Here is a 21406-nt window from a genome sequence, read left to right on the forward strand (position 1 = left end):
CGGCGTTTGCGCCGGCGGCCCCTATGCGGTTGAGCGTTCGGAGTGCCGGGTCCGCGATGGGGCCCTGGGTCGCCTGAACTGACAGCCTCACCCCCATCCAGGAGGCAATGCAGACGCAAGGTGTTCGAGTTGCTCGATGGCCGTGGACATGTCATCTGCGAGGGGATGGACAAGCACGTGGTCGGCGCCGGCGTCGAGTTGCGCTTGAACACGCGCGGCGATGGCGTCCGGGGTGCCCCACGCGACCAGCGCGTCGACCAGCCGATCGCTTCCTCCGTTGGCCATGTCCTGGTGGCCATAGCCGAGACGTAGCCAATTGCGCGCGTACGGCGAATCGGAGCTGGTCTTGCCTCGGTACCGCCGCGCGATGGCACGGGCTTGCTCAGGATCGGGTTCGATGACGAACGCCTGTTCGGGGATGAGTAACTTGTCGCTCCCCAGGGCCTCGCGGACGAGCGCGGTGTGTTCGACCGGGGCCGCATACGAATGGACGCCGTCGGTGCGGTCGCGGGCCAGTTGCACCATGCGAGGCTGCAAGGCGGCCAACACCCGGACGAACGGCGCAGCCGGCGGGTTGCGCGTCATCGCCTGGTCCATCTCGTCGAGATAGTCCCGCATGACGTTGAGTGGACGGCCGTAGTCCAGCCCGCCGGCTTCGACCAGAAGCCGTTGGCTGACGCCTATTCCGAGGACGAACCGTCCGGGGTAGGCCTCGGCCAACGTCGCGGCGCCGCCCTGCATTGTGGCGGGATGACGCGCCCAGATGTTGGCGATTCCGGTACCGATCAGCAAGTGCCTGCTCGCGGCGAGTTGAATGCCTGCGTTGGCCAAGGCGTCCTTGCCGCCGATTCCTTCAGGCCCCCATAGCGAGCCATACCCGAGTTGCTCAATGCGCCGCACCGCGTGGCGCCAGCTTTCGACCGGGGTGTCATGAAAGCGGCGTCCACCAAGCCACACTCCCACGCGTCCCAGCTTCGCCTTCACTTCTGCGATCACTGCCGTAGCCTCCTTGCCACACGACGGCCGCCATCCGGGGACTATCTCCGGTAAGACTGACCGTATCCGGAGACAGTCCCCGCTACAATCGTTCGAGCGGAAGGGAGCAATGGGCGACAAGAGGGCATCGCGTGCAATGCGGGCAGACGCGCAGCGCAATCGGGAAAGGCTGCTCGCTGCGGCGAGGGCAGCGTTTGCGCGCGCGGGCGTGGAGACCTCGCTCGATGACATCGCCCGCGACGCCAACGTTGGTTCAGGTACGCTCTACCGCCATTTCCCCACCCGCGAGGCTCTGGTGGCGGCCGTACTCGACGACCGTTACGAAGCCCTCGCCGCCGAGGCCGCCAGGCTTCAGGCTGAGCACTCACCAGGGGAGGCGCTCGTGGCCTGGTTGAAGCTCTTCGTCAACCACCTCATGACGTATCGAGGGCTGGCAGCGAGCGTCGCCACCGTGCTCCACGACGAAACGTCGCCGCTGTACTCGGCCTGCCATGCCATGCGCGCCGCTGCGTACGAACTCGTCGCGACGGCCCAGCGCGGCGGCGCCGTCCGGGATGACATCGACGCCTCGCAGGTCCTTTACCTGGCCGCCGGTGTCGCCTGGGCCGGCGAGCAGTCGGCCGCCGACCGGGCCGGTGTGGAGCACATGCTGGCGGTCCTCGTGGACGGGCTGCTGTGCAACGGCCGCGTTCCGCGGCCGTTCGGCTGATCCCACCGGAAAGCCTGGAAAGCCCGCGCGCCATCGGCGGCCGGTGCTCCCTCCCTCGCCGCCTCAGCGCAGCGGCGGCAGCCGGGTCAGTTGGTCAGCGTGAGCGGGTTGACGAGGTCGGCGTACACGAGGAGACCGGCCATGATGATCATGACGATGGCCACCGCGTACGTCACCGGCAACACCTTGGCGATGTCGACGTACGCGGGCTCCGGCCGGCGCATGATCTTGGCGTACGCCCGCTTGATGCCCTCCCACAGGCCGCCCGCGATGTGGCCGCCGTCGAGCGGCAGCAGCGGCAGCAGGTTGAACATGCCGATCGCCAGGTTGAAGCCGGCCAGCAGGTTGACGAAGATGGCGATCTTCTTCTCGGTGGACAGGTCGGAGGCGAGGATCTCGCCGCCCATGCGGCCCGCGCCCACGACGCCGACCGGGCCCTCGGGGTCGCGCTCCTCGCCGGAGAAGGCGGCGTGCCAGACGCCGACCATCTTGTTGGGCAGGTTGAGCAGGGAGCCCGCGACCCGGACCGACAGGTCGCCCATGTAGCCGATGACCTGGCCGATGCTCTGCTTCTGCATCACCTCGGTGGGCAGCACGCCGAGGAAGCCGACGTTCCTGTCGATCTTCGACGGGTCTTCGAGGTTGGGCCGGTCCTGGGCGATGAGCGTGACGTCGAGCGTCATCGGCTTGCCGTCGCGGATGATGCCGATCTTCGCCGGGCCGGGGCCGTGGGAGCGGATGAGCTTGGTGGCGTCCTCCCACGAGCCGATCTTCTTGCCGTCGAAGGTGACGAGCTTGTCGCCGGGCTTCATGCCGGCCTGCGCGGCGGGGGTCGGCTTGTCGCCGGGCGCGCACTGCGTACGCTGCTCGCTGATGGGGATCACGCACGTGTTGGTGTCGGGCGAGACGATCGGCGCCCAGGTGGGCAGGCCGATGCCGACCAGCAGGATGCTGAAGAAGACGAAGGCGAGTACGAAGTTCATCGCCGGGCCGCCCGACATGATGATGACCTTCTGCCACCACTTCTTGCGGTAGAAGACACGGTCTTCGTCGCCGGGCCGCACCTCTTCTTGCGCGGCGTCGCGGGCGGACTCGATCAGCCCCTGGAACGGCCCTGTGGCGGTGCTGCGCACCTTGCGGGGGTCGTCGCCGGGACGCGGCGGCAACATGCCGATCATCCGGATGTAGCCGCCGAACGGGATCCACTTGATGCCGTATTCGGTCTCGCCCTTGCGCCGGGACCACGCCGTGCCGCCGAAGCCCACCATGTATTGGGTGACCTTGACGCCGAAGAGCTTGGCGGGGACCAGGTGGCCGAGCTCGTGCAGCGCGATGGAGACCATCAGACCGAGGAGGAACAGGATGATCCCCACGGCGTAAAGCCAGTTCATCTAGGCGCGCTCCCGGCAGACGATTGGGACAGACGATTAGGTCCGACAGCCCCAGAGTAGTCGAACTCGCCACGCCTTACGGCTTACCGCTTTTGACAAGCATTGACAGTTTGCGATCAGACGATCACCCTAAGAGACGATGGAGGGGGGCGTCTTGATCCGCATACTGATCGCCGAGCACCTGCCGCTGGTGCGCCGTGGTCTGCTCGCCACGCTCGGGGCCGAGCCCGACATGCGGGTGGTCGCCGAGACCGGACACGCCGACGAGGTCGTCCTGGCGGCGCAGAGCGCCGATCCCGACGTGGCCGTCGTCGATCTCGACCTTCCCGGGCCGCCGGCGCGCGACCTGCTCGCCGAGCACGCGCCCCGGTGCGGGGTGCTGATCCTGTCGGCCTCGCCCAACCCGGCGCAGGTGCGCGAGGCGCTGGCGGGTCCCGCGCTGGGGTTCATGAGCCTGTGCGTACGCCCCGAGCGCCTGGCCGAGGGCGTGCGCCAGGTGGCCGCGGGCCGGCGGGCGATCGAGCCGGAGCTGGCGGTGGCCGCGCTGCGCTGCGCCGACAACCCGCTGACCAGGCGTGAGCTCGACGTGCTGCGCATCGCGGCGGGCGGCGCGCGTTCGACGGAGATCGCCGACCAGCTCTTCCTGTCGGTCGGCACCGTGCGCAATCACCTGTCGCGCATCATGTGCAAGACGGGCGCGCGCAACCGGCTCGACGCGGTCCGCATCGCGAGCGACTGCGGCTGGCTGTGAGCGGTCCGGCGCGCGGGAGAGTGTCGTGACGGGCCCCGGTGGAGCCGCGCCGCTCCGCCGGGGGCCCGACCCCCTAGAGGATCTCAAGCGGACGGCGGGCGTCGCCAGTGACCGCTGTCACGACTCGTCCCGTGTGAAACGTCACGGGCGCCAGATGAGCACCAGCGCGCAGTCGTCGTTGTGGCCGGAGACCATGGCGTTGACCAGGGCTCTTGCGCCGTCGCGGAAGCCGGAGGGCAGCAGCCGCTCCGCCTCGCCGAGCAGCCGGTCGAGCCCGGCGTCGATGTCGCGGCCCGGCTGCTCGATGAGCCCGTCGGTGAAGAGCAGCAGCGCATCGCCCTTGCGCAGGGTGCCGCTGTCGGGCTCGCAGTGCAGGTCGGGTACGACGCCGAGCACGACGCCCTTGGCGGAGGCGACCTGCCAGTTGCCGGTGCCCGCGTCGAACTTCACCACCGGTGGATGCCCGGCCGAGGTGATCGTGTAGTCGCCGGTGGCGAGGTCGAGTCGCAGGTGCACGGCGGTGACGAAGCCCTCGTCGGCTCGCTGCCTGTGCAGGTAGGCGTTGCAGGCGGGCAGGAAGTCGTCGACGGAGCCGAGCAGCCCGCCGAACGTGCCCGACAGCAGCAGCGCCCGCGTGCCGGCGTCGACGCCCTTGCCCGAGACGTCGACCAGCGCGATCTCGACGGTGTCGCCGTCGCGCATCGAGACGAGGAAGTCGCCGCCGAACGACGAGCCGCCGGCCTGCTTGAGCACGACCTTGGCGCCCCAGTCCTTGGGCAGCGGCGGCAGCTCGCCCTGGCTTTTCAGCCGGTCGCGCAGCTCCAGCAGCATCGCGTCGCCGCGCAGGCCCTGCACGCCGAGCTTGCCCCGGGTGCGCGCCATGAGCACGGCGAGCACGGAGGTGAACAGGATGGTCACGCCGAGCCCGAGCCCGATCCGGCCGACGCCGAGATTGACGGCGATGTAGCCGAGCGCGGCACCGACGCCCACCAGCAGCTTGACCAGGCTGCGCAGCCGGAGCTGGAGCCCGCCGACGAGCGTGACGAGGATGAGCAGCGAAGGCGAGAACCACTCGTGGGAGACCTCGGCCGCGAGGAACCCGATCACCAGCGCCAGCACGGTGAGCGTGATGAGCAGGTTACGGTCGCGGGCGATCAGCACGCGCCGGACAAACCGAACGACATGCACCAAGAACGGCACCCGCACCAAGGCGGCGCGGACCCGTGGCGGGATCAGCGGCGCCGGACGGGAACTCATGATGGGCCTGACTGTATCGGTCTGACCCGTGTTTGGGCAGCCCACTTGACCAACGCCTTGATCATTAAGCAGGGATAATTCGGTGGCCCCACCCCTTTGCCCGCTCCTACCGTGGATGAATGACGTACCCGATCCGTCCGATAGACGAGTCGGAGTGGCCGGCGTTCAACCGGGTGCTCCAGGAGGCGTTCGGCTGGACGCCGCATCCCGCTCTTCTTGAGCGGAACAAGGCTCGAACCGAGTTCGACCGTACTCTCGCCGCCTTCGACGGCGACCAGATGGCCGGCGTCACCTCCATCTTCAGCTTCACGATGACGGTGCCAGGCGGGCAGCTGCCCGTCGCGGGGGTGACGGCCGTCGCCGTGCTGCCCTCGCACCGCCGCCGCGGCGTGCTGTCCTCGCTCATGCGCAGGCAGCTCACCGACATCCGGGACCGCGGCGAGCCCGTGGCCGCGCTCTACGCCTCCGAGTCGGTCATCTACGGCCGGTACGGGTACGGAAGGGCGTCCACCAACCTGCCGTTCCGCATCGACACCCACCGCTCGGCGTTCGTGCCGAACGCTCCCAAGGACCCGTCGCTGCGGCTCAGGGTGGCGCAGCCCGCCGAGGTGCGTGCGGAGCTGGAGGAGCTGTTCGCCTCCGTCGTCACCCAGCGCCCGGGCCGTTACGTGCGCAGCCGGGAGATCTGGGACGAGATCTTCGCCGACGAAGAGCCCGATCAGAACGGCCACGGCCCGCTGCGCTCGATCCTGGCAGAAGACGACCAGGGTGTCCGCGGCTACGCGCTGTTCCGCATCAAGGCGTCGTGGGACGACAACGACCTCCCCGCGGGCACGCTGTATCTGGGCGAGATCGAGGCGGCCGACCCGGCCGCCTACGCGCTGCTGTGGCGCAGCGTGCTCGACCGCGACCTGGTCACCCGCGTCGAGACCTACGGCAGGCCGGCCGACGACCCGCTGCTCGCGCTGCTCGCCGACCACCGCCAGGTCCGCGCCCGCTGGTCCGACGAGCTGTGGGTGCGCCTGGTCGAGGTGGACCGCGCGCTGTCGGCGCGGTCGTACTCGGCGCCGGTGGACGCGGTGATCGAGGTCGAGGACGACGTGTGCCCGTGGAACGCGGGCCGCTGGCGGCTGACCGCCGACCTGTCGGGCGCCGAGTGCAAGCCGGTGGACGACGAGCCGGACGTCACGCTGCCGGTGGCCTCGCTCGGCTCGGCCTACCTCGGCGACGGCCTGCTCACCGAGCAGCTTCACGCGGGCCTGCTGCGCGAGCACACCGCGGGCACCGTGCGCAGGCTCGCCACGGCGATGTCGTGGAGCCCGAAGCCGTGGACGGGGCTGGTCTTCTAGGGCCGGTCTTCTAGGGCCGGTTTCCCGGCGCCGGTCCCGCGACCGGCGCCGGATCCTGGCGTAGGCTCGAAGTCATGGCACTGCAAAGTCTGCAGATCACGCCGGTGGTCGCCATGCGCGCCCGCGACGTGTCGAGACCGTCGAAGCAGCAGCAGGAGGCCGCCGACCGGCGGCCCCTGCGTGATGAGATGCCCAGGCGCGAGGGCAAGCGCAAGGGCTGACTACGACGGCAGCGAGGGCAGCTGGCCGATGGTCTCGTAGGAGGTCAGCTGCGCGATGCGCCTGCTGTGACGCTCACTGCCGGAGAACGCCGTGGAGAGGAAGACCTCCACGAACCTGGTGGCGTCCTCGATGGAGTGCATGCGAGCGCCGACGCTGACGATGTTGGCGTTGTTGTGCTCGCGGGCCAGCCTGGCCGTCTCCTCGCTCCAGGCCAGGGCGGCGCGGATGCCGCGCACCTTGTTGGCGGCGATCTGCTCGCCGTTGCCCGATCCGCCGATCACGATGCCCAGGCTGCCAGGGTCGCCCGCGACGCCCTCGGCCGCGCGCAGCACGAACGCGGGGTAGTCGTCCTCGGCGTCGTAGACGAAGGGACCGCAGTCGGTCACCTCGTGCCCATGGTCCTTCAGCCAGGACACGAGGTGGTTCTTGAGCTCATAGCCGGCATGGTCGGCACCGATGTAGACACGCACGGTTCCAGTCTTTCACAGCCCCCGATGAAGGGTTGCGGCCGCTACAGTAAGGACTCCTAGCCGCATCCAGTCCTTACACGGAAGCGAGAGCAAGACCCATGCGAGAGATCCGGGCCATCGGCGACCCCGTCCTGCGCACGCCCGCGGAGCCGGTGACCGACTTCGACCGCGAGCTGCGCAGGCTCATCGAGGAGATGTTCGAGGCCATGTACGCGGTCAACGGCGTCGGTCTCGCCGCCCCGCAGATCGGCGTGTCGCGGCGGCTGTTCGTCTACGACATCGCCGGGCGCAGGGGACACGTGATCAACCCGGTGCTGACCGTCGACGACTCTGAAGAGGTGATCGACCAGGAGGGCTGCCTGTCGGTGACCGACCGGGGAACGGGCAAGCCGCTCTACGCTCCGGTCGCCCGCGCGGCGGGCGTGTCCGTCGAGGGCCTCGACCGGCTGCAGCGGCCCGTACGGCTCAAGGCCCGCGGCTCGCTGGCCCGCTGCCTGCAGCACGAGACCGACCACCTCGACGGCAAGCTCTATGTTGATCGCCTGCCGCGAACCGAGGCCCGGACGATCCTGCTTCAGGCGTAGCTTGGGCGGCATGAGCGTACTTTCCGGCAAGGGCGCGCTGGTCACCGGCGGCGCCAGAGGCATCGGAAAGGCGATCGTCGAGCGCCTGGCCGCCGACGGCGCCGACGTCGTCTTCTGCTACCGCAGCTCCGACGAGGCGGCCGAGCAGGTCGCCAAGGAAACGGGCGCACACGCCGTACGCGCCGATGTGGGCGACGAGGAGGACCTGCGGCGGCTGTTCGCCGAGGCGGAGGCGCGGCTGCCCGGCCTCGACATCCTGGTCAACAACGCCGCCACCGCCGAGGCGCAAAAGCCCATCGACGCGATCACGAACGAAGATTACGACCGGGTGTTCGCGGTCAACACCAAGGCCGTCTTCCTGGCCATCCAGTGGGCGGGCCGGGTGATGCGCGACAACGGGCGGATCATCAACGTCTCCTCGCTCAACACCCAGGTGCCCGCGCCCACCCTGGCCCTCTACTGCGCCAGCAAGGCGGCGATCGAGCAGTTCGCCAAGGTGGCCGCGCGCGAGCTCGGCGGGCGCGGCATCACGGTCAACGCGGTCTCGTCCGGCGCCACCGACACCGACATGCTGCGCGGGGCCAACCCGCCCGAGGCGCTGGAGCGCACGCCTGCCATGACCGCGCTGGGGCGGCTCGGCAGGCCCGACGACATCGCGGCGGTGGTGGCGTTCCTGGCCGGGCCCGACGGGCGCTGGGTGACCGGCCAGAACATCCTGGCCACGGGCGGCCTGCTCGTCTGAGCCCACCGCGGCGGCACGGGCGGCTGCGCGCCTGAAACGCTCGTGCCGACCGGCCGGGCCGCCCGGCAACCCGGCGGGGCCGACACCAGCAGGGGCGCAAGGTCCCTGTGATGAGGGCGCAGAGCCGGTGAGAGGAGGAGCGCCGCGCGGAGGCGCAGCACCGCCCAGAGGCGCAGAGCCACTCGCAGACGCAGCCCCGCTCTGAGGCGGAGCGCTGCTGCGAGAGGCGCAAGGCCGCTTCGCGGCGTGGGGGCGCATGAGGCAGCGCGGGACGCCGGTCAGAGGTGCAGGGCCTTGATCTCGAAGAATTCTTCCAGGCCCTGTTCGCCCAGCTCGCGGCCCAGCCCCGACTGCTTGTAGCCGCCGAAGGGGGCCATCGGGTTGAAGCGGCCGCCGTTGATCGACACCTGACCGGTGCGCAGGCGGCCGGCGACCTCGAGCGCGCGCTCCTGGGTGCCCGCCCAGACGGCACCGGCCAGGCCGTACCGGGTGCCGTTGGCGATCTTGACGGCGTCGTCCTCGTCGAGGTACGGGATCAGCGACAGCACCGGGCCGAAGATCTCCTCCTGCTCGATCGTCATGCCCGGCTCCACGCCCGCGAAGACCGTGGGCTCGACGTAGTAGCCGCGCTCGTGCGGCCGCTCGGTGCCGCCGGCCACCAGCCGGGCGCCCTCCTCCTCGCCCCGGATGATGTAGCGGATGACCCGGTCGCGCTGGGCGGCCGACACCAGCGGGCCGATCTTGGTGGAGTCGTCGAAGGGGTCGCCGACGCGGTAGCCGCGGGCGTACTCGACGGCCAGGCGCACGGCCTCGTCGTACTGGTCGCGCTGGACGAGCATGCGGCTCCAGGCCGAGCAGGTCTGCCCGGCGTTGACGAAGCAGTTGGCCACGCCGACCTTGACCGCGAGCGGCAGGTCGGCGTCGGGCAGGATGACGTTGGCGGACTTGCCGCCGAGCTCGAGCGCCACCCGCTTGACGGTCTCGGCGGCCAGCGAGGCCACCCTGCGGCCCGCGGCGGTGGAGCCGGTGAAGGAGACCATGTCGACGTCGGGGTGGGTGGCCATGGCCTCGCCGACGACGGGCCCGCGGCCGCTGACGAGGTTGAACACGCCGGGCGGCAGTCCCACCTCGTCGAAGATCTCGGTCAGCGCGTACGCGGCGAGCGGCGCCACCTCGCTCGGCTTGAGCACCACCGTGCAGCCGGCGGCCAGCGCGGGCGCGACCTTGCACACGATCTGGTGCAGCGGATAGTTCCACGGCGTGATGGCCGCGACGACGCCGGCGGGCTCCTTGACCACCAGCGAGTTGCCGGTGCGCGTCTCGCGCTGGTGGCTTTCCGCCAGCTCGGCGTAGGAGGCGAGGACGGTCGCGGGCATGAGCGTCTGCACCTTGAGCGCGAACCCCAGCGGCGCACCCATGTCGGTGGCGATCGTCTTGGCCATGTCATGCGATCGCTGTCTCAGCAGCTCCGCCGCCTCGGCGAGCAGCCTGCCCCGCTCGGCGGGGCTCGTGCGCGCCCACGCCGGGAAGGCGCGCCGCGCCGCGGCCACGGCCGACTCGACGTCGTCGGGGGTGCCGGCGGGCACATGGTCGATGACGTCTTCCGTGGCCGGGTTCACGACCTCGATGGGTTCGGCGGAAGCCGATGCGGTCCAGGAGCCGTCGATGTACAGCTGACGCATGACCCCATACTGACAGCGACCGGGCCCTGGACGCGAGGGCTCATCCATAATCAGGGATAAGCCCCTTTACACCGCGACCGACTTTTCTGCTCCCGGAGTGTCAGTCGAACTGCGGACGCTTGGTCCGGGTGCGCTTCAGTTCGAAGAAGTCGTCGTACTGGGTGACCTGGAGGACGCCGTCCCAGAGCTTGCCCGCGTCCTCTCCGCGCAGGATCTTCGTGATCACCGGGCCGAAGAACGCGTTCTGGCCGACGCGGATGATCGGGGTGCCGACCTCCTCGCCGACCAGGCCGATGCCCTCCTCGTGGGAGGCGCGGATGGCCGGGTCCCACTCCTCCGAGCGCATCTCGTCGGCGAGCGAACGGTCGAGGCCGACCTCGTCGAGCGAGTCTTCGATGACCTCGCGCAGCCGCTCGGGCTCCTTGCCGAGGCCCTGGTTGTGCAGCCGGGTGCCGATGGCGGTGTAGAGCCGCCCGATGTACTCCTCGCCGTGCTTGGCGGCGGCCGCGGCGATGACCCGTACGGAGCCCATGCCCTTCGCGGCGCGCTCAAGGTAATCGGCGGGGACGTCCTTCTCCTCGTTGAGGAAGTACAGCGACATCTGCCGCCAGCGCGGCTCGATCGGCCGGACCTTCTCGACCTCGAGCAGCCACCGCGATGTGATCCAGGCGAACGGACACGCGGGGTCGAACCAGAGGTCCACGGGAATCTTCTCTGTCATGTCAGCCCGTAACCTGAGGTGGTTCGGGTCCTATTCCCGGCGTGGCAGGATACCGACAACCCCGACGAAGTGGTGAAAAGGAGCACAAGTTGGCAGGCAACCTGACCCGGGACGAGGCTCGCGAGCGCGCCCGGCTGCTGACGGTCGAGTCGTACGACGTGGCACTCGACCTGACCGAGGGAGACGAGCGCTTCGAGAGCGTCACGAAGGTCCGCTTCACCAGCACCGCTCCTGGGTCGTCCACCTTCATCGACCTGCACGGCGCCAACGTCAGGCGGGTCACGCTCAACGGCGAGGACCTCGACGTGTCGGCCTACGACGCCGAACGCGGGCGCTTCCCGCTGCCGTCGCTGGCCGAGAGCAACGAGCTCGTCATCGACGCCGACTGCACCTACATGCGCACCGGCGAAGGACTCCACCGCTTCGTCGACCCGGTTGACCAGAAGGTCTACCTGCACAGCCAGTTCGAGACGGCCGACGCGCACCGCATGTACGCGTGCTTCGACCAGCCCGATCTCAAGGCGGCGTTCAAGCTCACCGTGCTGGCCCCCGCCGACTGGGAGGTCGTCTCCAACGCGGCCGTCGAGACGGTGACCGACTTGCCCGAGCACAAGGGCAAGCACGGCACGGTGCAGGCGGCCAAGCGGTGGGAGTTCCCGCCCACCCCGGCCATCTCCACCTACATCACCGCGCTGGTGGCCGGGCCGTACCACAAGGTGACCTCCGAGCACGACGGCATCCCGCTCGGCGTCTACTGCCGCGCCTCGCTGGCCGAGCACCTCGACGCCGACAACATCCTCGAGGTCACCCGGCAGGGCTTCGACTTCTTCCACCGGGTGTTCGGCGTGCGCTACCCGTTCGGCAAGTACGACCAGCTCTTCGTGCCCGAGTTCAACGCGGGCGCGATGGAGAACGCGGGCTGCGTGACGTTCCTGGAGGACTACGTCTTCCGCTCCCGCGTCACCGACGCCCTGGTCGAGCGGCGCGCCGAGACGATCCTGCACGAGATGGCCCACATGTGGTTCGGCGACCTCGTCACCATGCGCTGGTGGGACGACCTGTGGCTCAACGAGTCGTTCGCCACCTACATGTCGGTGCTCGCCCAGGCCGAGGCCACCCGGTGGGGCGGCGGCGCGTGGACGACGTTCGCGAACGTGGAGAAGGCCTGGGCCTACCGCCAGGATCAGCTCCCCTCGACGCACCCCATCTCCGCCGACATCCCCGACATGCAGGCGGTCGAGGTCAACTTCGACGGCATCACGTACGCCAAGGGCGCCTCCGTGCTCAAGCAGCTCGTCGCGTACGTGGGGCTGGACAACTTCCTGGCCGGCGTACGCGACTACTTCGCCCAGCACGCCTGGGGCAACACCGAGCTGAAGGACCTGCTCGACGCCCTCGAGCGCACCTCGGGCCGGGACCTGTCCTCCTGGTCGAAGGAGTGGCTGGAGACCTCCTGGGTCAACACGCTGCGGCCGGAGTTCGAGGTGTCCGACGGCCGCTTCACCTCGTTCGAGGTGCTGCAGGAGGCCCCCGCCGACTACCCGACGCTGCGTTCGCACCGCATCGCGATCGGCCTGTACAAGCTCGCCGACGGCGAGCTGACCAGGACCAAGCGGGTCGAGCTCGACGTCGTCGGCGCCCGTACGAAGGTGGCCGAGCTGGTCGGGGCCGAGCAGCCCGACCTGGTGCTGCTCAACGACGACGACCTCACCTACGCCAAGATCCGCCTCGACGAGCGCTCGCTGCGGACGCTGGTCGACGGCGGCATCGCGAAGTTCACCGAGTCGCTGCCGCGCGCGCTGTGCTGGTCGGCGGCCTGGGACATGACCCGCGACGGCGAGATGTCCACCCGCGACTACGTCAGGCTCGTCGTCTCCGGCGTCGCCACGGTCAGCGACCTCACGGTCCTGCAGGCGGTGCTGCGCCAGGCCCGCCAGGCCGTGCAGCAGTACGCCGACCCGGCCTGGCGCGCGGAGGGCCTGGCGCTGCTGGCCACCGAGCTGCGCAAGCTGATCGCCGCCGCAGAGCCGGGCTCCGACCACCAGCTCGCGTTCGTGCAGGCGTTCGCCGCCGTCGCCACCTCGCCCGCCGACCTCGACCTGCTGCAGGACATCCTCGACGGCACCTCGGTGCCCGAGGGCCTGGCCGTGGACACCGACCTGCGCTGGACGCTGCTGCAGGCGCTGGTCTCCGGCGGGCGGCGCGGCGCGGACGACATCGAGGCCGAGCTGCGCCGCGACCCCACCGCCACCGGCGAGCGCTCGGCCGCCACGTGCCGGGCCGCCATCCCGACGGCCGAGGCCAAGGCGGCGGCGTGGGAGCGCATCGTGAGCGGCAAGCTGGCCAACCACATCGCCAGGGCCACCATCGCCGGGTTCCAGGACCCGCACCACGTGGAGCTGCTCGCGCCGTACCGGGAGAAGTACTTCGCCGAGGTCGGGCGCATCTACAAGGAGTGGACGTTCGACCAGGCGTCGACGTTCGCCACGGGCTGCTTCCCCGCGCTGCTCATCGAGCCGGCCACGGTGGAGGCCGCCCAGCGCTTCCTCGACGACGCCCAGCCGCCGCAGGCGCTGCGCCGGCTCGTCCTGGAGGGCGCCGACGGCGTCGGCCGCGCCCTGCGCAACCGGGAGAAGGACGCCGCTTCGGCCTGAATCGGGTCTCATCGGTGTAGCCGGTAGGTCTCGGTGGCCTACCGGCTACACGGAGTTGACGGTGTCGCCGCGGCAGCGGTGTTAGCCTCGAACAGTGCTAGGCCCGGGGACCACCCTCAACGACCGCTACGTGCTCGGCGACCGCCTCGGCGGAGGCGGCATGGGCGAGGTCTGGCGTGCCGACGACACCGTGCTCGGCCGCACGGTCGCGGTCAAGGTGCTGATGCCGGCGCTCAGCGAGGACCCGACCTTCATCCAGCGCTTCCAGAACGAAGCCAGGGCCATGGCCACCCTGCGGCACCCCGGCGTCGTCGACGTCTACGACTACGGCGTCTGCGAGGTGGAGGGCCGGCGGGTCAGCTTCCTGGTGATGGCCTACGTCGAGGGCGAGTCGCTCGACCGCGTGCTGCGGCGCGGACCGCTCGGCGTCGAGGCCACCATGCGGCTGGTCGCGGAGGTCGCCGACGCGCTGGCCGCCGCCCACGCCCAGGGCATCGTCCACCGCGACGTCAAACCGGCCAACCTCATGGTCAGGGCCGGCGGCGGCGTGGTGCTCACCGACTTCGGCATCGCCCACTCGGCCTCGGCGGGCAACCTCACCGCGACCGGCACCATGCTCTGCTCGGCCGGCTACTGCGCGCCCGAGATGGCCACCGCCAGCGACGTCACGCCGGCCGTCGACATCTACGCGCTCGGCGTGGTGGCGTACGAGTGCCTGAGCGGGCAGCTGCCGTTCCAGGGTGACACCCCCGTACAGATCATCTTCAAGCACCTCAATTCGCCCGTGCCCCGGCTGCCCGACAGCGTGCCGCCGGGGCCGCGGCAGGTCGTCGCCAGGGCGCTGGAGAAGTCGCCCGAGGCGCGCTGGCAGTCCGCGCCGCAGATGGCCGAGGCGGCGCGCAGGGCGCTCAGCGCGCCGCGCGAGCTGCCCGCGCCGCGGCGGCGCAACAAGGCCCTGCGGGCCGGGCTCACCATGGCCGTCGCCGTGCTCGTGACGGCCGTCATGGCCGGGTGGGTGTGGTGGCGTCCCGCCGAGCCGACCAGCGGCGGGGCCACCGTCTCGCCGCCCACCTTCCTCGGCACGCCGGTCGACATCGAGCCGCCCACGCCGACGGCCGGCACCAAGCGGCCTACGACGCAGCCGGTCAAACGCTCACACACCCCCAAGCCGACGGCGTCCGTCAAGTCGCCCGTGCCCACCGCCCCGCAGCCCAGTGTGGAGCCCACCACCCCCACCCGCACGCCCACGTCGCCGCCCACCACGACCTCCGAGCCCGAGCCAGAGCCCGAGCCGACGGACGAGCAGCCGACGCTGACGCCCGGGCCGGAGGAGCCCACCGCGGAGCCGTCGATCGGCAAGCCGCCCGGCAAGATCCAGTGCATCCGCGCCCCTTGCCCCTGACCTCCGCCCGCTGGTGGCCGTAGCGCCAGTTCGGCTTGTGCTGACGGGCGCCGCTGCGGCGGCTCCCGCGTTCGGTTCCGGCGCGCCTCGGCCGGGGCGTTCCACGCTCGGGTCGCGGCGAGAAGGGGTTCATTTCCGTAATCGTCGGCCGAACGTGAGAAAGTCGTCGCGTGGACTCGACTCGTGACCTGCTCATCGCCCTCGCCCGCCGCTACGCCTTCGCCGATCTCGGCGCGCTCGTATCCGCCGCGGAGATCGCGGACGTGTGCGAGTTCGGGCAGCGGCTGCTCTCGCTCGACGCCGAGGACTTCGCGGCCGAGGCCCGCGCGGTGCCCGCCGACCTGCGGCGGCAGGCCCGCGCATGCCACATGCCGCAGACCCCGCGCCAGCAGCCGCGCGGTGCCCTGGAGTCGCTGCGGCCCGCGTACGGACTGCTGCTGGAGGTCATCGCGGCCCGGTGGGACCGGCGCGAGCTCAGCCCGATGATCGCGGCCGTGCACATCGCCAGCGAGTACCTGCCGCTGCTGGCGTTCGAGCCGCAGCTCGGCCACGCCGGGGACCCGGCGAAGTGGCCGGAGGGGCTGAGCGCGGTGGGGAGCAGGTTCGGGGTGATCGGGGATCGGGAGTGCGATCACACCAAGTCCGAGCAGTCCGCCACGAACCGTACGTTGCGCGTGTCGGTGGAGCCCGCCGAGGGGTGGCGGGCGTACTTCGACCGGCAGCACAGCCAGGTGGCCGGGGCGCTGGCGGTGTGCGTGGCCACCTGCCGCAACCCCTGCACGGCCATGGATTGGATCGATCCCGAGGCGCGGGCCGGCCTGGAGACGCGGGCCCGTACGGCGCTGGCCTTCGCCGACACCCCGCTCGTACGGCTGCGCCACGCGGCGCCGGTGGGCCACGGGTTCGGGGTGCCGTCGCCGGAGGAGGTGCTGGACGCCTGGGAGCGCAGCCGGGCCACGCTGGACAAGAACGCCGTGGGCGCGGCCGCGCTGAAGGACGACGGGTTCCCGCTGCCGGGGCTGCCGTCGCTGTTCTCGGCGATCGCCGACTCCCCCATTGAGCCGTCGAGGCTGCTGGAGGGCGTCAGCAAGCACATCATCACCCTCCTCGAACGTCTCTGAGTCCCCTCCTCGCCGTCCCCTCCTCGCCGTCCCCTCCTCGCCGCCGTCCTGCCGCTCCCGGCGCGGCGGTACGCGACCGAGGTCAGCGGCGGGCGGTGGCCTGCTCGCCCAGGGCGGCGACGCCGTACAGGAGGCCGCCGGCGATGTCGCCCACGCTGAACGCGGTGGCCATCGACATCGCGACGAGGCGGCAGGCGGCATCGCTGAGCCGCCGCCTGGCGTTCTCGCCGGTGACGATTTCCAGGCCGCGCCCCGCCGGGTCGACGAAGACGACCACGGCGTCGGGGGCCTCGGGGCCGAGCGCGGCGTGCAGGCGTTCGGCGAAGTGGCGGCGCGGGCCGGCGGGTTCGCCCAGGTAGAGGGCGAAGCGCAGGCCGCTGCGACGCTCGGCGGTGTGCAGCGCCTGCCTGATGTCGTCGGCCTGCGCGGCGGTCAGTCCCCGCATCGGGCACCTCCCCGCGACCCGGCTTGCGCGGCGGTCAGTCCTCGCACGGCCGCCTCACCAGCCCGCTGAGGCGCCGCCGACGCGGCCGCTCGGTTCGGCGGTCTCGGCGAGGGCGCGCCAGTCGTGCTCAGGCGTCTCGGCCCACTGCGGCACCCGGTCCGCCAGCACCACGCCGGACGTGCTCACTCCGCGTTCGCTCCTGGAGGGACCGCCCAGCCAGACGGGGCCGGAGCGGTCGGGGCGGGGCCCGCCGCGTCCGGGCACCAGGACGAGCAGGCTGATCAGAACGAACAGCCCCATGGACCCCCCGATGAGGACGAGCAGGATCTCTGCCGCGCTGTTCATGCCATGACCGTAGACCGCACCGTTGAGTCCGGCCAGACCCGGCGCGGGTGTCTCACCAGATCGGTGGCCGCCGGTCGCCCCAGAAGCCGCCCTTGGCCGCCTCGACCTGGGCCGACAGGGAGATCAGCAGGCCCTCGCCGCCGATCCGGCCGGCCAGCATGACGCCGATGGGCAGCCCGTCGGCGCTCCAGTGGAGCGGGAGGTTCACGGCGGGCTGGCCGGTGACGTTGTAGATGGCGGGGAAGGCGGCGAAGCGCTTCATCCGCTCGAACGTCTCCTCGGGATCGTGCACGTCCTCGAACCAGCCGACGGGGCGCGGCGGCTGGGTGACGGTCGGGGTGAGGACGGCGTCGTAGGCGTTCGTGATCTCCAGGGCGGCGCGGGTGGCGAGCTGGAGCCGTGCCTGCGCCTGGAGGAAGTCGGGCGCGGTGGTGGCGTCGCCGCGCTCGCGCAGCCAGCGGGTGAGCGGCCGCAGCAGGTGCTCGTTCTCCTTGGGTACGGGGTGCATGCAGGCGAAGGCGTACCAGAGGGTGACGAACGCGGGCACCAGCTCGGGGCCGAAGGGCCGGGGGATCTCGACGACGTCGTGGCCGAGGTCGGCGAGGGTCTTGGCGGCCTCCTCGTACGCGAGCAGCACCTCAGGATGGACCTCCGCCTCCGGCACGACGGGATCGGCGTAGCGGGCGATGCGCAGCCGTCCGGGTTCGCGGCGGGCGCACTCCAGGAACGTGCCCTCGTGCGGCGGCGCCAGGTAGAGGTCACCGGGCATGTTGTGCGCCATGACGTCGAGCAGGGCGGCGGCGTCGGCGACGGTCCTCGCGATGGGGCCGTTGGTGGACAGCCCGGCCAGGTCGGGGATGATCGGGGCGAAGCTGATGCGGCCGCGCGTGGGCTTGATGCCGTACAGGCCGCAGACGGAGGCGGGGATGCGGATCGAGCCGGCGCCGTCGCTGCCCTGGGCGGCGGGGGCGAGCCCGGCGGCCACGGCCGCGGCGGCTCCCCCGCTGGATCCGCCCGCCGACGTGCGCAAGTCCCACGGGGAGCGGGCGGGCGGTCCGACCGCGGTCTCGGTGTAGCAGGGCAGGCCGAACTCGGGCGTGGCGGTCTTGCCGAGCATGATCGTGCCGGCCTCGCGCAGGCGTACGACGATGGTGTCGTCCACGGGCGCCACGAAGTCACGGTATGTGGCCGAGCCGAAACCGATCGGAACGTCCTTCACCAGGTTAAGATCTTTCACCGGGACGGGCACTCCGGCGAGCGGTCCGTCGGGCAGCTCGCGTTCCATGCGTCGTGCCTGGTCGAGTGCCTGCTCGCCGGTCACGGTCACGTACGCTCCGATGCCCGGGTCGATGCGTTCGATCCGGTCGAGGTAGTGGCGCGTGAGCTCGACGGGTGAGATGTCGCGCGAACGGATGGAGCGGGCTTGATCGAGCGCGGAGAGCTCATGGAGTTCAGGCACGTTCGGACCCCTCGGGCATCTCTAGAGAAGAACAGAAGACATACCCCGAAAACCTGCGTGGAACACGATGAGCCGGGCCATAAAACTATGGACGCGGCAACACTAGGAATCGATTGAAACCCCGGGCTACGGTGAGTTGCGTGGACTCCGACAACCAGCGTGAAGACGGTCACAACACCTCGCCCATCTGGGTGAGCGACCGGCCAGAAAGCAGCGAGCAGACCGCCGCTGCGAAGCCTTCGGCGCCCACTTCCACGTACGCGCCGGTCGAGCGCGCGTCCGTGCTCAGCCTGCTGCAGCAACCACGGGTCCGCCGCCTGCGCAACCGCGTCCTGCTGGGCGTGGCCGTCGCGATCGTGGTGGGCTTCCTCGTGCGCGACTGGCGGATCGGAGTGACCGCCGGTGTGATCGCGGCCATCGCGGAGGCGATCTACCGTTCGCGGTCCAACTCGTCCGTGCCCGCGTGGCGGCGCACGTCGGTGGCCGAGCGCCGCACCGAAGCGCAGTTGCGCAGACTCGAACGCAGCGGCTACCGCACGCTGCACGCCCGGGCGATTCCGGGCAGCGAGGCGCAGATCGACCATCTGGTGGTGGGTCCCACGGGCGTCTACGCGGTCGACTCCGAGAAGTGGGATCGCCGTCTGCCCGTACGCGTGCAGATGGGCAAGAAGCTCTTCCACGGCCCGTTCGACAAGAAGGACCGGCTCTCCGAGGCCAAGTGGGAGGCGTCCGAGGCCAGCAAGCTGATCAGCGAGAAGTTCGGCCGCGAGATCTCGGTCGTGCCGTCGCTGGCCATCTACGGCCCCGCGGTCCCATGGAAGATCATGACCATTCGCGACGTGGACGTCTACGAGGGCCACCGGGCTCGCAAGTGGATCACCAAGCGCGAGCGGGCGCTGACCGCCGCCGAGATCGACCGCATCTACGAGATCGCCGCGCAGGTGCTGCCCCCGCGTTACGGCGAGGACTGATCCCCCCACGCCCCTTCGGCGAGCCCCTGCTCTCCGCCGGGATCCCCGCGATCCCCCGCTGACGTCACCGGCCGCCCGCCTCGCTCTCCGAGGCGGGCGGCCGCTTGTCATGGCCTCGTCGATCTTGAAGGGCACGATCGGATAACGGCTGTCCGCCGTCTGGACAGTCGTCTCATTTACCGGGCGGTGGTCGTACCATGTGAAGACTCACTAAGCGATGGGAGAAGCGCCAATGCCCGCCCTCAGGTCACGTACAGTCACCCATGGCAGGAACATGGCCGGTGCCCGGGCCCTGCTCCGGGCGACCGGCGTAGCCGGGAGCGATTTCGGCAAGCCCATCATCGCGGTGGCCAATAGCTTCACGCAGTTCGTCCCCGGTCATGTGCATCTGCGCGAGGTGGGCGATGTGGTGTCCGCGGCGATCAGGGAGGCCGGGGCGATCCCCCGCGAGTTCAACACGATCGCGGTCGACGACGGCATCGCCATGGGCCACGGCGGCATGCTCTACTCGCTGCCGTCGCGCGAGCTGATCGCCGACGCCGTCGAATACATGGTCAACGCCCACTGTGCCGACGCGCTGATCTGTGTCTCCAACTGTGACAAGATCACGCCGGGCATGCTGCTCGCGGCGTTCCGGCTGAACATCCCGACGATCTTCGTGTCGGGCGGTCCCATGGAGGCCGGCAAGACGCCCGGCAAGAAGCTCGACCTGATCGACCCCATGATCGCCTCCGCCGACGACTCCGTCTCCGACGCCGAGCTGCTGCAGATGGAGGAGAACGCCTGCCCGACCTGCGGCTCGTGCTCCGGCATGTTCACCGCCAACTCGATGAACTGCCTGACCGAGGCCATCGGCCTGGCGCTGCCCGGCAACGGCACCGTGCTGGCCACCCACAAGGCCCGCAAGCAGCTCTTCGAGGACGCCGGCAGGAAGCTCGTCGAGACCACCCGCCGCTACTACGAGGACGGCGACGAGTCGGTGCTGCCGCGCTCGATCGCCACCCGCGAGGCGTTCGAGAACGCGATGGCACTCGACGTCGCCATGGGCGGCTCGACCAACACGATCCTGCACCTGCTGGCCGCCGCCCGCGAGGCGCAGGTCGACTTCGGGCTCAAGGAGATCAACGAGCTCTCGCTGCGGGTGCCGTGCCTGTGCAAGGTCGCCCCCGCCACCGCGAAGTACCACGTCGAGGACGTTCACCGCGCCGGCGGCATCCCCGCCATCCTGGGCGAGCTCGACCGGGCCGGGCTGATCCACCGCGACGTGAACACGGTCGCCGGCGGCACGCTCGGCGACGTGCTGGCCGCCTGGGACGTGCGCTCGCCGTCGGTCAAGCCCGAGGCCGTCGAGCTGTGGCACGCGGCGCCCGGCAACGTCCGCACGGTCAAGGCGTACTCCCAGGACAACCGCTGGGACACCCTCGACCTCGACCGCGAGAACGGCTGCATCCGCGACATCGAGCACGCCTACACCGCAGACGGCGGCCTGGCCGTCCTGTACGGCAACATCGCCCGCGACGGCGCCGTGGTCAAGACCGCCGGCGTGGACGAGTCGATCTGGAAGTTCAGCGGCCCCGCCGTGGTGTTCGAGTCGCAGGAGCAGGCCGTCGACGGCATCCTCGGCGGCCGGGTCAAGGCCGGCGACGTGGTCATCGTCCGGTACGAAGGCCCCAAGGGCGGCCCCGGCATGCAGGAGATGCTCTACCCGACGTCCTTCCTCAAGGGCAAGGGCCTGGGCAAGGCGTGCGCGCTGATCACCGACGGGCGCTTCTCCGGCGGCACCTCCGGTCTGTCCATCGGCCACGCCTCCCCCGAGGCGGCCGAGGGCGGGGCGATCGCGCTGATCGAGGACGGCGACATCATCGACATCGACATCCCCAACCGGACCCTGGAGCTGCGGGTCTCCGATGACGAGCTGGCGCGGCGGCGCGAGCGGCTGCTGGCCGACCTGGGCGGCTACCGTCCGCGCGACCGCAACCGGCCGGTGAGCGCGGCGCTGCAGGCGTACGCGGCGATGACGACGTCCGCCTCCACGGGCGCCTCTCGCGACCTCTCGCAGCTCTCCCGCTGACCTCTGACGGAACGAACCCCCGCCGCCCTCCGGCGGGGGTTCTTCCATGAACGCGGTCGTGGCG

20 protein-coding genes are annotated in these 21406 nt (G+C 70.6%); 11 read left to right on the top strand and 9 right to left on the bottom strand.

Going from position 1 to position 21406, the window contains the following annotated elements:
- Nucleotides 1–87: 87 nt before the first annotated feature.
- Nucleotides 88–996, bottom strand: coding sequence for a TIGR03620 family F420-dependent LLM class oxidoreductase (locus tag AB0K67_RS12760; protein WP_364057692.1), 909 nt, complete (start codon nt 994–996; stop codon nt 88–90).
- 109 nt (nt 997–1105) lie between these two features.
- Here AB0K67_RS12760 and AB0K67_RS12765 point away from each other — a divergent pair, with 109 nt between their 5' ends.
- Nucleotides 1106–1705 carry a TetR/AcrR family transcriptional regulator gene (locus AB0K67_RS12765; protein WP_364057695.1) on the top strand — a complete coding sequence of 200 codons (600 nt, stop codon included), beginning with the start codon at nt 1106–1108 and terminating at the stop codon, nt 1703–1705.
- A gap of 86 nt (nt 1706–1791) precedes the next feature.
- Here the strand turns inward: AB0K67_RS12765 and AB0K67_RS12770 are convergent, their stop codons facing one another.
- Complete coding sequence (locus AB0K67_RS12770) at nt 1792–3096, bottom strand: site-2 protease family protein (RefSeq protein WP_364057698.1); 1305 nt, start codon at nt 3094–3096, stop codon at nt 1792–1794.
- A 154-nt stretch (nt 3097–3250) separates the two neighbouring features.
- Between AB0K67_RS12770 and AB0K67_RS12775 the strand changes: the two genes are divergently transcribed.
- Nucleotides 3251–3847 carry a response regulator transcription factor gene (locus AB0K67_RS12775; protein WP_364057701.1) on the top strand — a complete coding sequence of 199 codons (597 nt, stop codon included), beginning with the start codon at nt 3251–3253 and terminating at the stop codon, nt 3845–3847.
- A 141-nt stretch (nt 3848–3988) separates the two neighbouring features.
- Here the strand turns inward: AB0K67_RS12775 and AB0K67_RS12780 are convergent, their stop codons facing one another.
- Entirely contained in the window at nt 3989–5104 is a 1116-nt protein-coding gene (locus AB0K67_RS12780; protein ID WP_364057704.1) for a PP2C family protein-serine/threonine phosphatase, read from the bottom strand.
- Nucleotides 5105–5223: 119 nt separating this feature from the next.
- On the opposite strand from AB0K67_RS12780, the gene AB0K67_RS12785 reads away from it, so the two are divergent.
- Both AB0K67_RS12785 and AB0K67_RS12790 read left to right on the top strand, forming a co-directional pair.
- Nucleotides 5224–6453, top strand: coding sequence for a GNAT family N-acetyltransferase (locus AB0K67_RS12785; RefSeq protein WP_364057707.1), 1230 nt, complete (start codon nt 5224–5226; stop codon nt 6451–6453).
- Between the two features lie 74 nt (nt 6454–6527).
- Nucleotides 6528–6674 carry a hypothetical protein gene (locus AB0K67_RS12790; RefSeq protein WP_364057710.1) on the top strand — a complete coding sequence of 49 codons (147 nt, stop codon included), beginning with the start codon at nt 6528–6530 and terminating at the stop codon, nt 6672–6674.
- On the opposite strand, the gene AB0K67_RS12795 is transcribed toward AB0K67_RS12790, so the two are convergent.
- Nucleotides 6675–7145 carry a ribose-5-phosphate isomerase gene (locus tag AB0K67_RS12795; protein ID WP_364057713.1) on the bottom strand — a complete coding sequence of 157 codons (471 nt, stop codon included), beginning with the start codon at nt 7143–7145 and terminating at the stop codon, nt 6675–6677.
- 98 nt (nt 7146–7243) lie between these two features.
- Here AB0K67_RS12795 and def point away from each other — a divergent pair, with 98 nt between their 5' ends.
- Both def and AB0K67_RS12805 read left to right on the top strand, forming a co-directional pair.
- Nucleotides 7244–7729, top strand: a complete 486-nt coding sequence (gene def, locus AB0K67_RS12800) for a peptide deformylase (protein WP_364057716.1) — start codon at nt 7244–7246, stop codon at nt 7727–7729.
- Between the two features lie 10 nt (nt 7730–7739).
- Complete coding sequence (locus AB0K67_RS12805; protein WP_364057719.1) at nt 7740–8471, top strand: SDR family oxidoreductase; 732 nt, start codon at nt 7740–7742, stop codon at nt 8469–8471.
- Between the two features lie 278 nt (nt 8472–8749).
- On the opposite strand, the gene AB0K67_RS12810 is transcribed toward AB0K67_RS12805, so the two are convergent.
- Both AB0K67_RS12810 and AB0K67_RS12815 read right to left on the bottom strand, forming a co-directional pair.
- Nucleotides 8750–10153 (bottom strand): aldehyde dehydrogenase family protein, encoded by a 1404-nt coding sequence (locus AB0K67_RS12810; protein ID WP_364057722.1) that lies wholly within the window; start codon nt 10151–10153, stop codon nt 8750–8752.
- Nucleotides 10154–10253: 100 nt separating this feature from the next.
- Entirely contained in the window at nt 10254–10874 is a 621-nt protein-coding gene (locus tag AB0K67_RS12815) for a disulfide bond formation protein DsbA (protein ID WP_364057725.1), read from the bottom strand.
- A gap of 89 nt (nt 10875–10963) precedes the next feature.
- Here AB0K67_RS12815 and pepN point away from each other — a divergent pair, with 89 nt between their 5' ends.
- The 3 genes from pepN (at nt 10964) to AB0K67_RS12830 (ending at nt 16051) form a co-directional block, all read left to right on the top strand.
- Nucleotides 10964–13528, top strand: a complete 2565-nt coding sequence (pepN, locus tag AB0K67_RS12820; protein WP_364057728.1) for an aminopeptidase N — start codon at nt 10964–10966, stop codon at nt 13526–13528.
- Between the two features lie 94 nt (nt 13529–13622).
- On the top strand, nt 13623–14930 hold the full coding sequence (locus AB0K67_RS12825; RefSeq protein ID WP_364057731.1) for a protein kinase: 1308 nt from the start codon (nt 13623–13625) through the stop codon (nt 14928–14930).
- A gap of 170 nt (nt 14931–15100) precedes the next feature.
- Nucleotides 15101–16051, top strand: coding sequence for a hypothetical protein (locus AB0K67_RS12830; protein WP_364057734.1), 951 nt, complete (start codon nt 15101–15103; stop codon nt 16049–16051).
- Between the two features lie 82 nt (nt 16052–16133).
- Here AB0K67_RS12830 and AB0K67_RS12835 read toward each other — a convergent pair whose 3' ends face one another.
- The 3 genes from AB0K67_RS12835 to AB0K67_RS12845 are packed head-to-tail and all read right to left on the bottom strand — an operon-like array spanning nt 16134 to nt 18300.
- Nucleotides 16134–16496, bottom strand: coding sequence for a TPM domain-containing protein (locus AB0K67_RS12835; RefSeq protein WP_364057737.1), 363 nt, complete (start codon nt 16494–16496; stop codon nt 16134–16136).
- Between the two features lie 54 nt (nt 16497–16550).
- Complete coding sequence (locus AB0K67_RS12840) at nt 16551–16841, bottom strand: hypothetical protein (protein WP_364057740.1); 291 nt, start codon at nt 16839–16841, stop codon at nt 16551–16553.
- Nucleotides 16842–16893: 52 nt separating this feature from the next.
- Complete coding sequence (locus tag AB0K67_RS12845) at nt 16894–18300, bottom strand: amidase (protein WP_364057743.1); 1407 nt, start codon at nt 18298–18300, stop codon at nt 16894–16896.
- A gap of 140 nt (nt 18301–18440) precedes the next feature.
- Here AB0K67_RS12845 and AB0K67_RS12850 point away from each other — a divergent pair, with 140 nt between their 5' ends.
- Together AB0K67_RS12850 and ilvD are read left to right on the top strand one after the other, a co-directional pair.
- Nucleotides 18441–19271, top strand: coding sequence for a nuclease-related domain-containing protein (locus AB0K67_RS12850; protein ID WP_364057746.1), 831 nt, complete (start codon nt 18441–18443; stop codon nt 19269–19271).
- A 232-nt stretch (nt 19272–19503) separates the two neighbouring features.
- Nucleotides 19504–21342 (top strand): dihydroxy-acid dehydratase, encoded by a 1839-nt coding sequence (gene ilvD / locus AB0K67_RS12855; protein ID WP_364057749.1) that lies wholly within the window; start codon nt 19504–19506, stop codon nt 21340–21342.
- The last annotated feature ends 64 nt before the right edge of the window (nt 21343–21406 follow it).

This window comes from Nonomuraea sp. NPDC052634, from assembly GCF_040678535.1.
Classification (GTDB): Bacteria; Actinomycetota; Actinomycetes; order Streptosporangiales; family Streptosporangiaceae; genus Nonomuraea; species Nonomuraea fastidiosa.

Bases quoted from the DNA above. Each gene is read 5' to 3' on its own strand.
- AB0K67_RS12765 (WP_364057695.1), top strand. From the start codon at position 1,106: ATGGGCGACAAGAGGGCATCGCGTGCAATGCGGGCAGACGCGCAGCGC.
- AB0K67_RS12770 (WP_364057698.1), bottom strand. From the start codon at position 3,096: ATGAACTGGCTTTACGCCGTGGGGATCATCCTGTTCCTCCTCGGTCTG.
- AB0K67_RS12780 (WP_364057704.1), bottom strand. From the start codon at position 5,104: ATGAGTTCCCGTCCGGCGCCGCTGATCCCGCCACGGGTCCGCGCCGCC.
- AB0K67_RS12785 (WP_364057707.1), top strand. From the start codon at position 5,224: ATGACGTACCCGATCCGTCCGATAGACGAGTCGGAGTGGCCGGCGTTC.
- AB0K67_RS12790 (WP_364057710.1), top strand. From the start codon at position 6,528: ATGGCACTGCAAAGTCTGCAGATCACGCCGGTGGTCGCCATGCGCGCC.
- def (WP_364057716.1), top strand. From the start codon at position 7,244: ATGCGAGAGATCCGGGCCATCGGCGACCCCGTCCTGCGCACGCCCGCG.
- AB0K67_RS12805 (WP_364057719.1), top strand. From the start codon at position 7,740: ATGAGCGTACTTTCCGGCAAGGGCGCGCTGGTCACCGGCGGCGCCAGA.
- AB0K67_RS12810 (WP_364057722.1), bottom strand. From the start codon at position 10,153: ATGCGTCAGCTGTACATCGACGGCTCCTGGACCGCATCGGCTTCCGCC.
- AB0K67_RS12815 (WP_364057725.1), bottom strand. From the start codon at position 10,874: ATGACAGAGAAGATTCCCGTGGACCTCTGGTTCGACCCCGCGTGTCCG.
- AB0K67_RS12835 (WP_364057737.1), bottom strand. From the start codon at position 16,496: ATGCGGGGACTGACCGCCGCGCAGGCCGACGACATCAGGCAGGCGCTG.
- AB0K67_RS12840 (WP_364057740.1), bottom strand. From the start codon at position 16,841: ATGAACAGCGCGGCAGAGATCCTGCTCGTCCTCATCGGGGGGTCCATG.
- ilvD (WP_364057749.1), top strand. From the start codon at position 19,504: ATGCCCGCCCTCAGGTCACGTACAGTCACCCATGGCAGGAACATGGCC.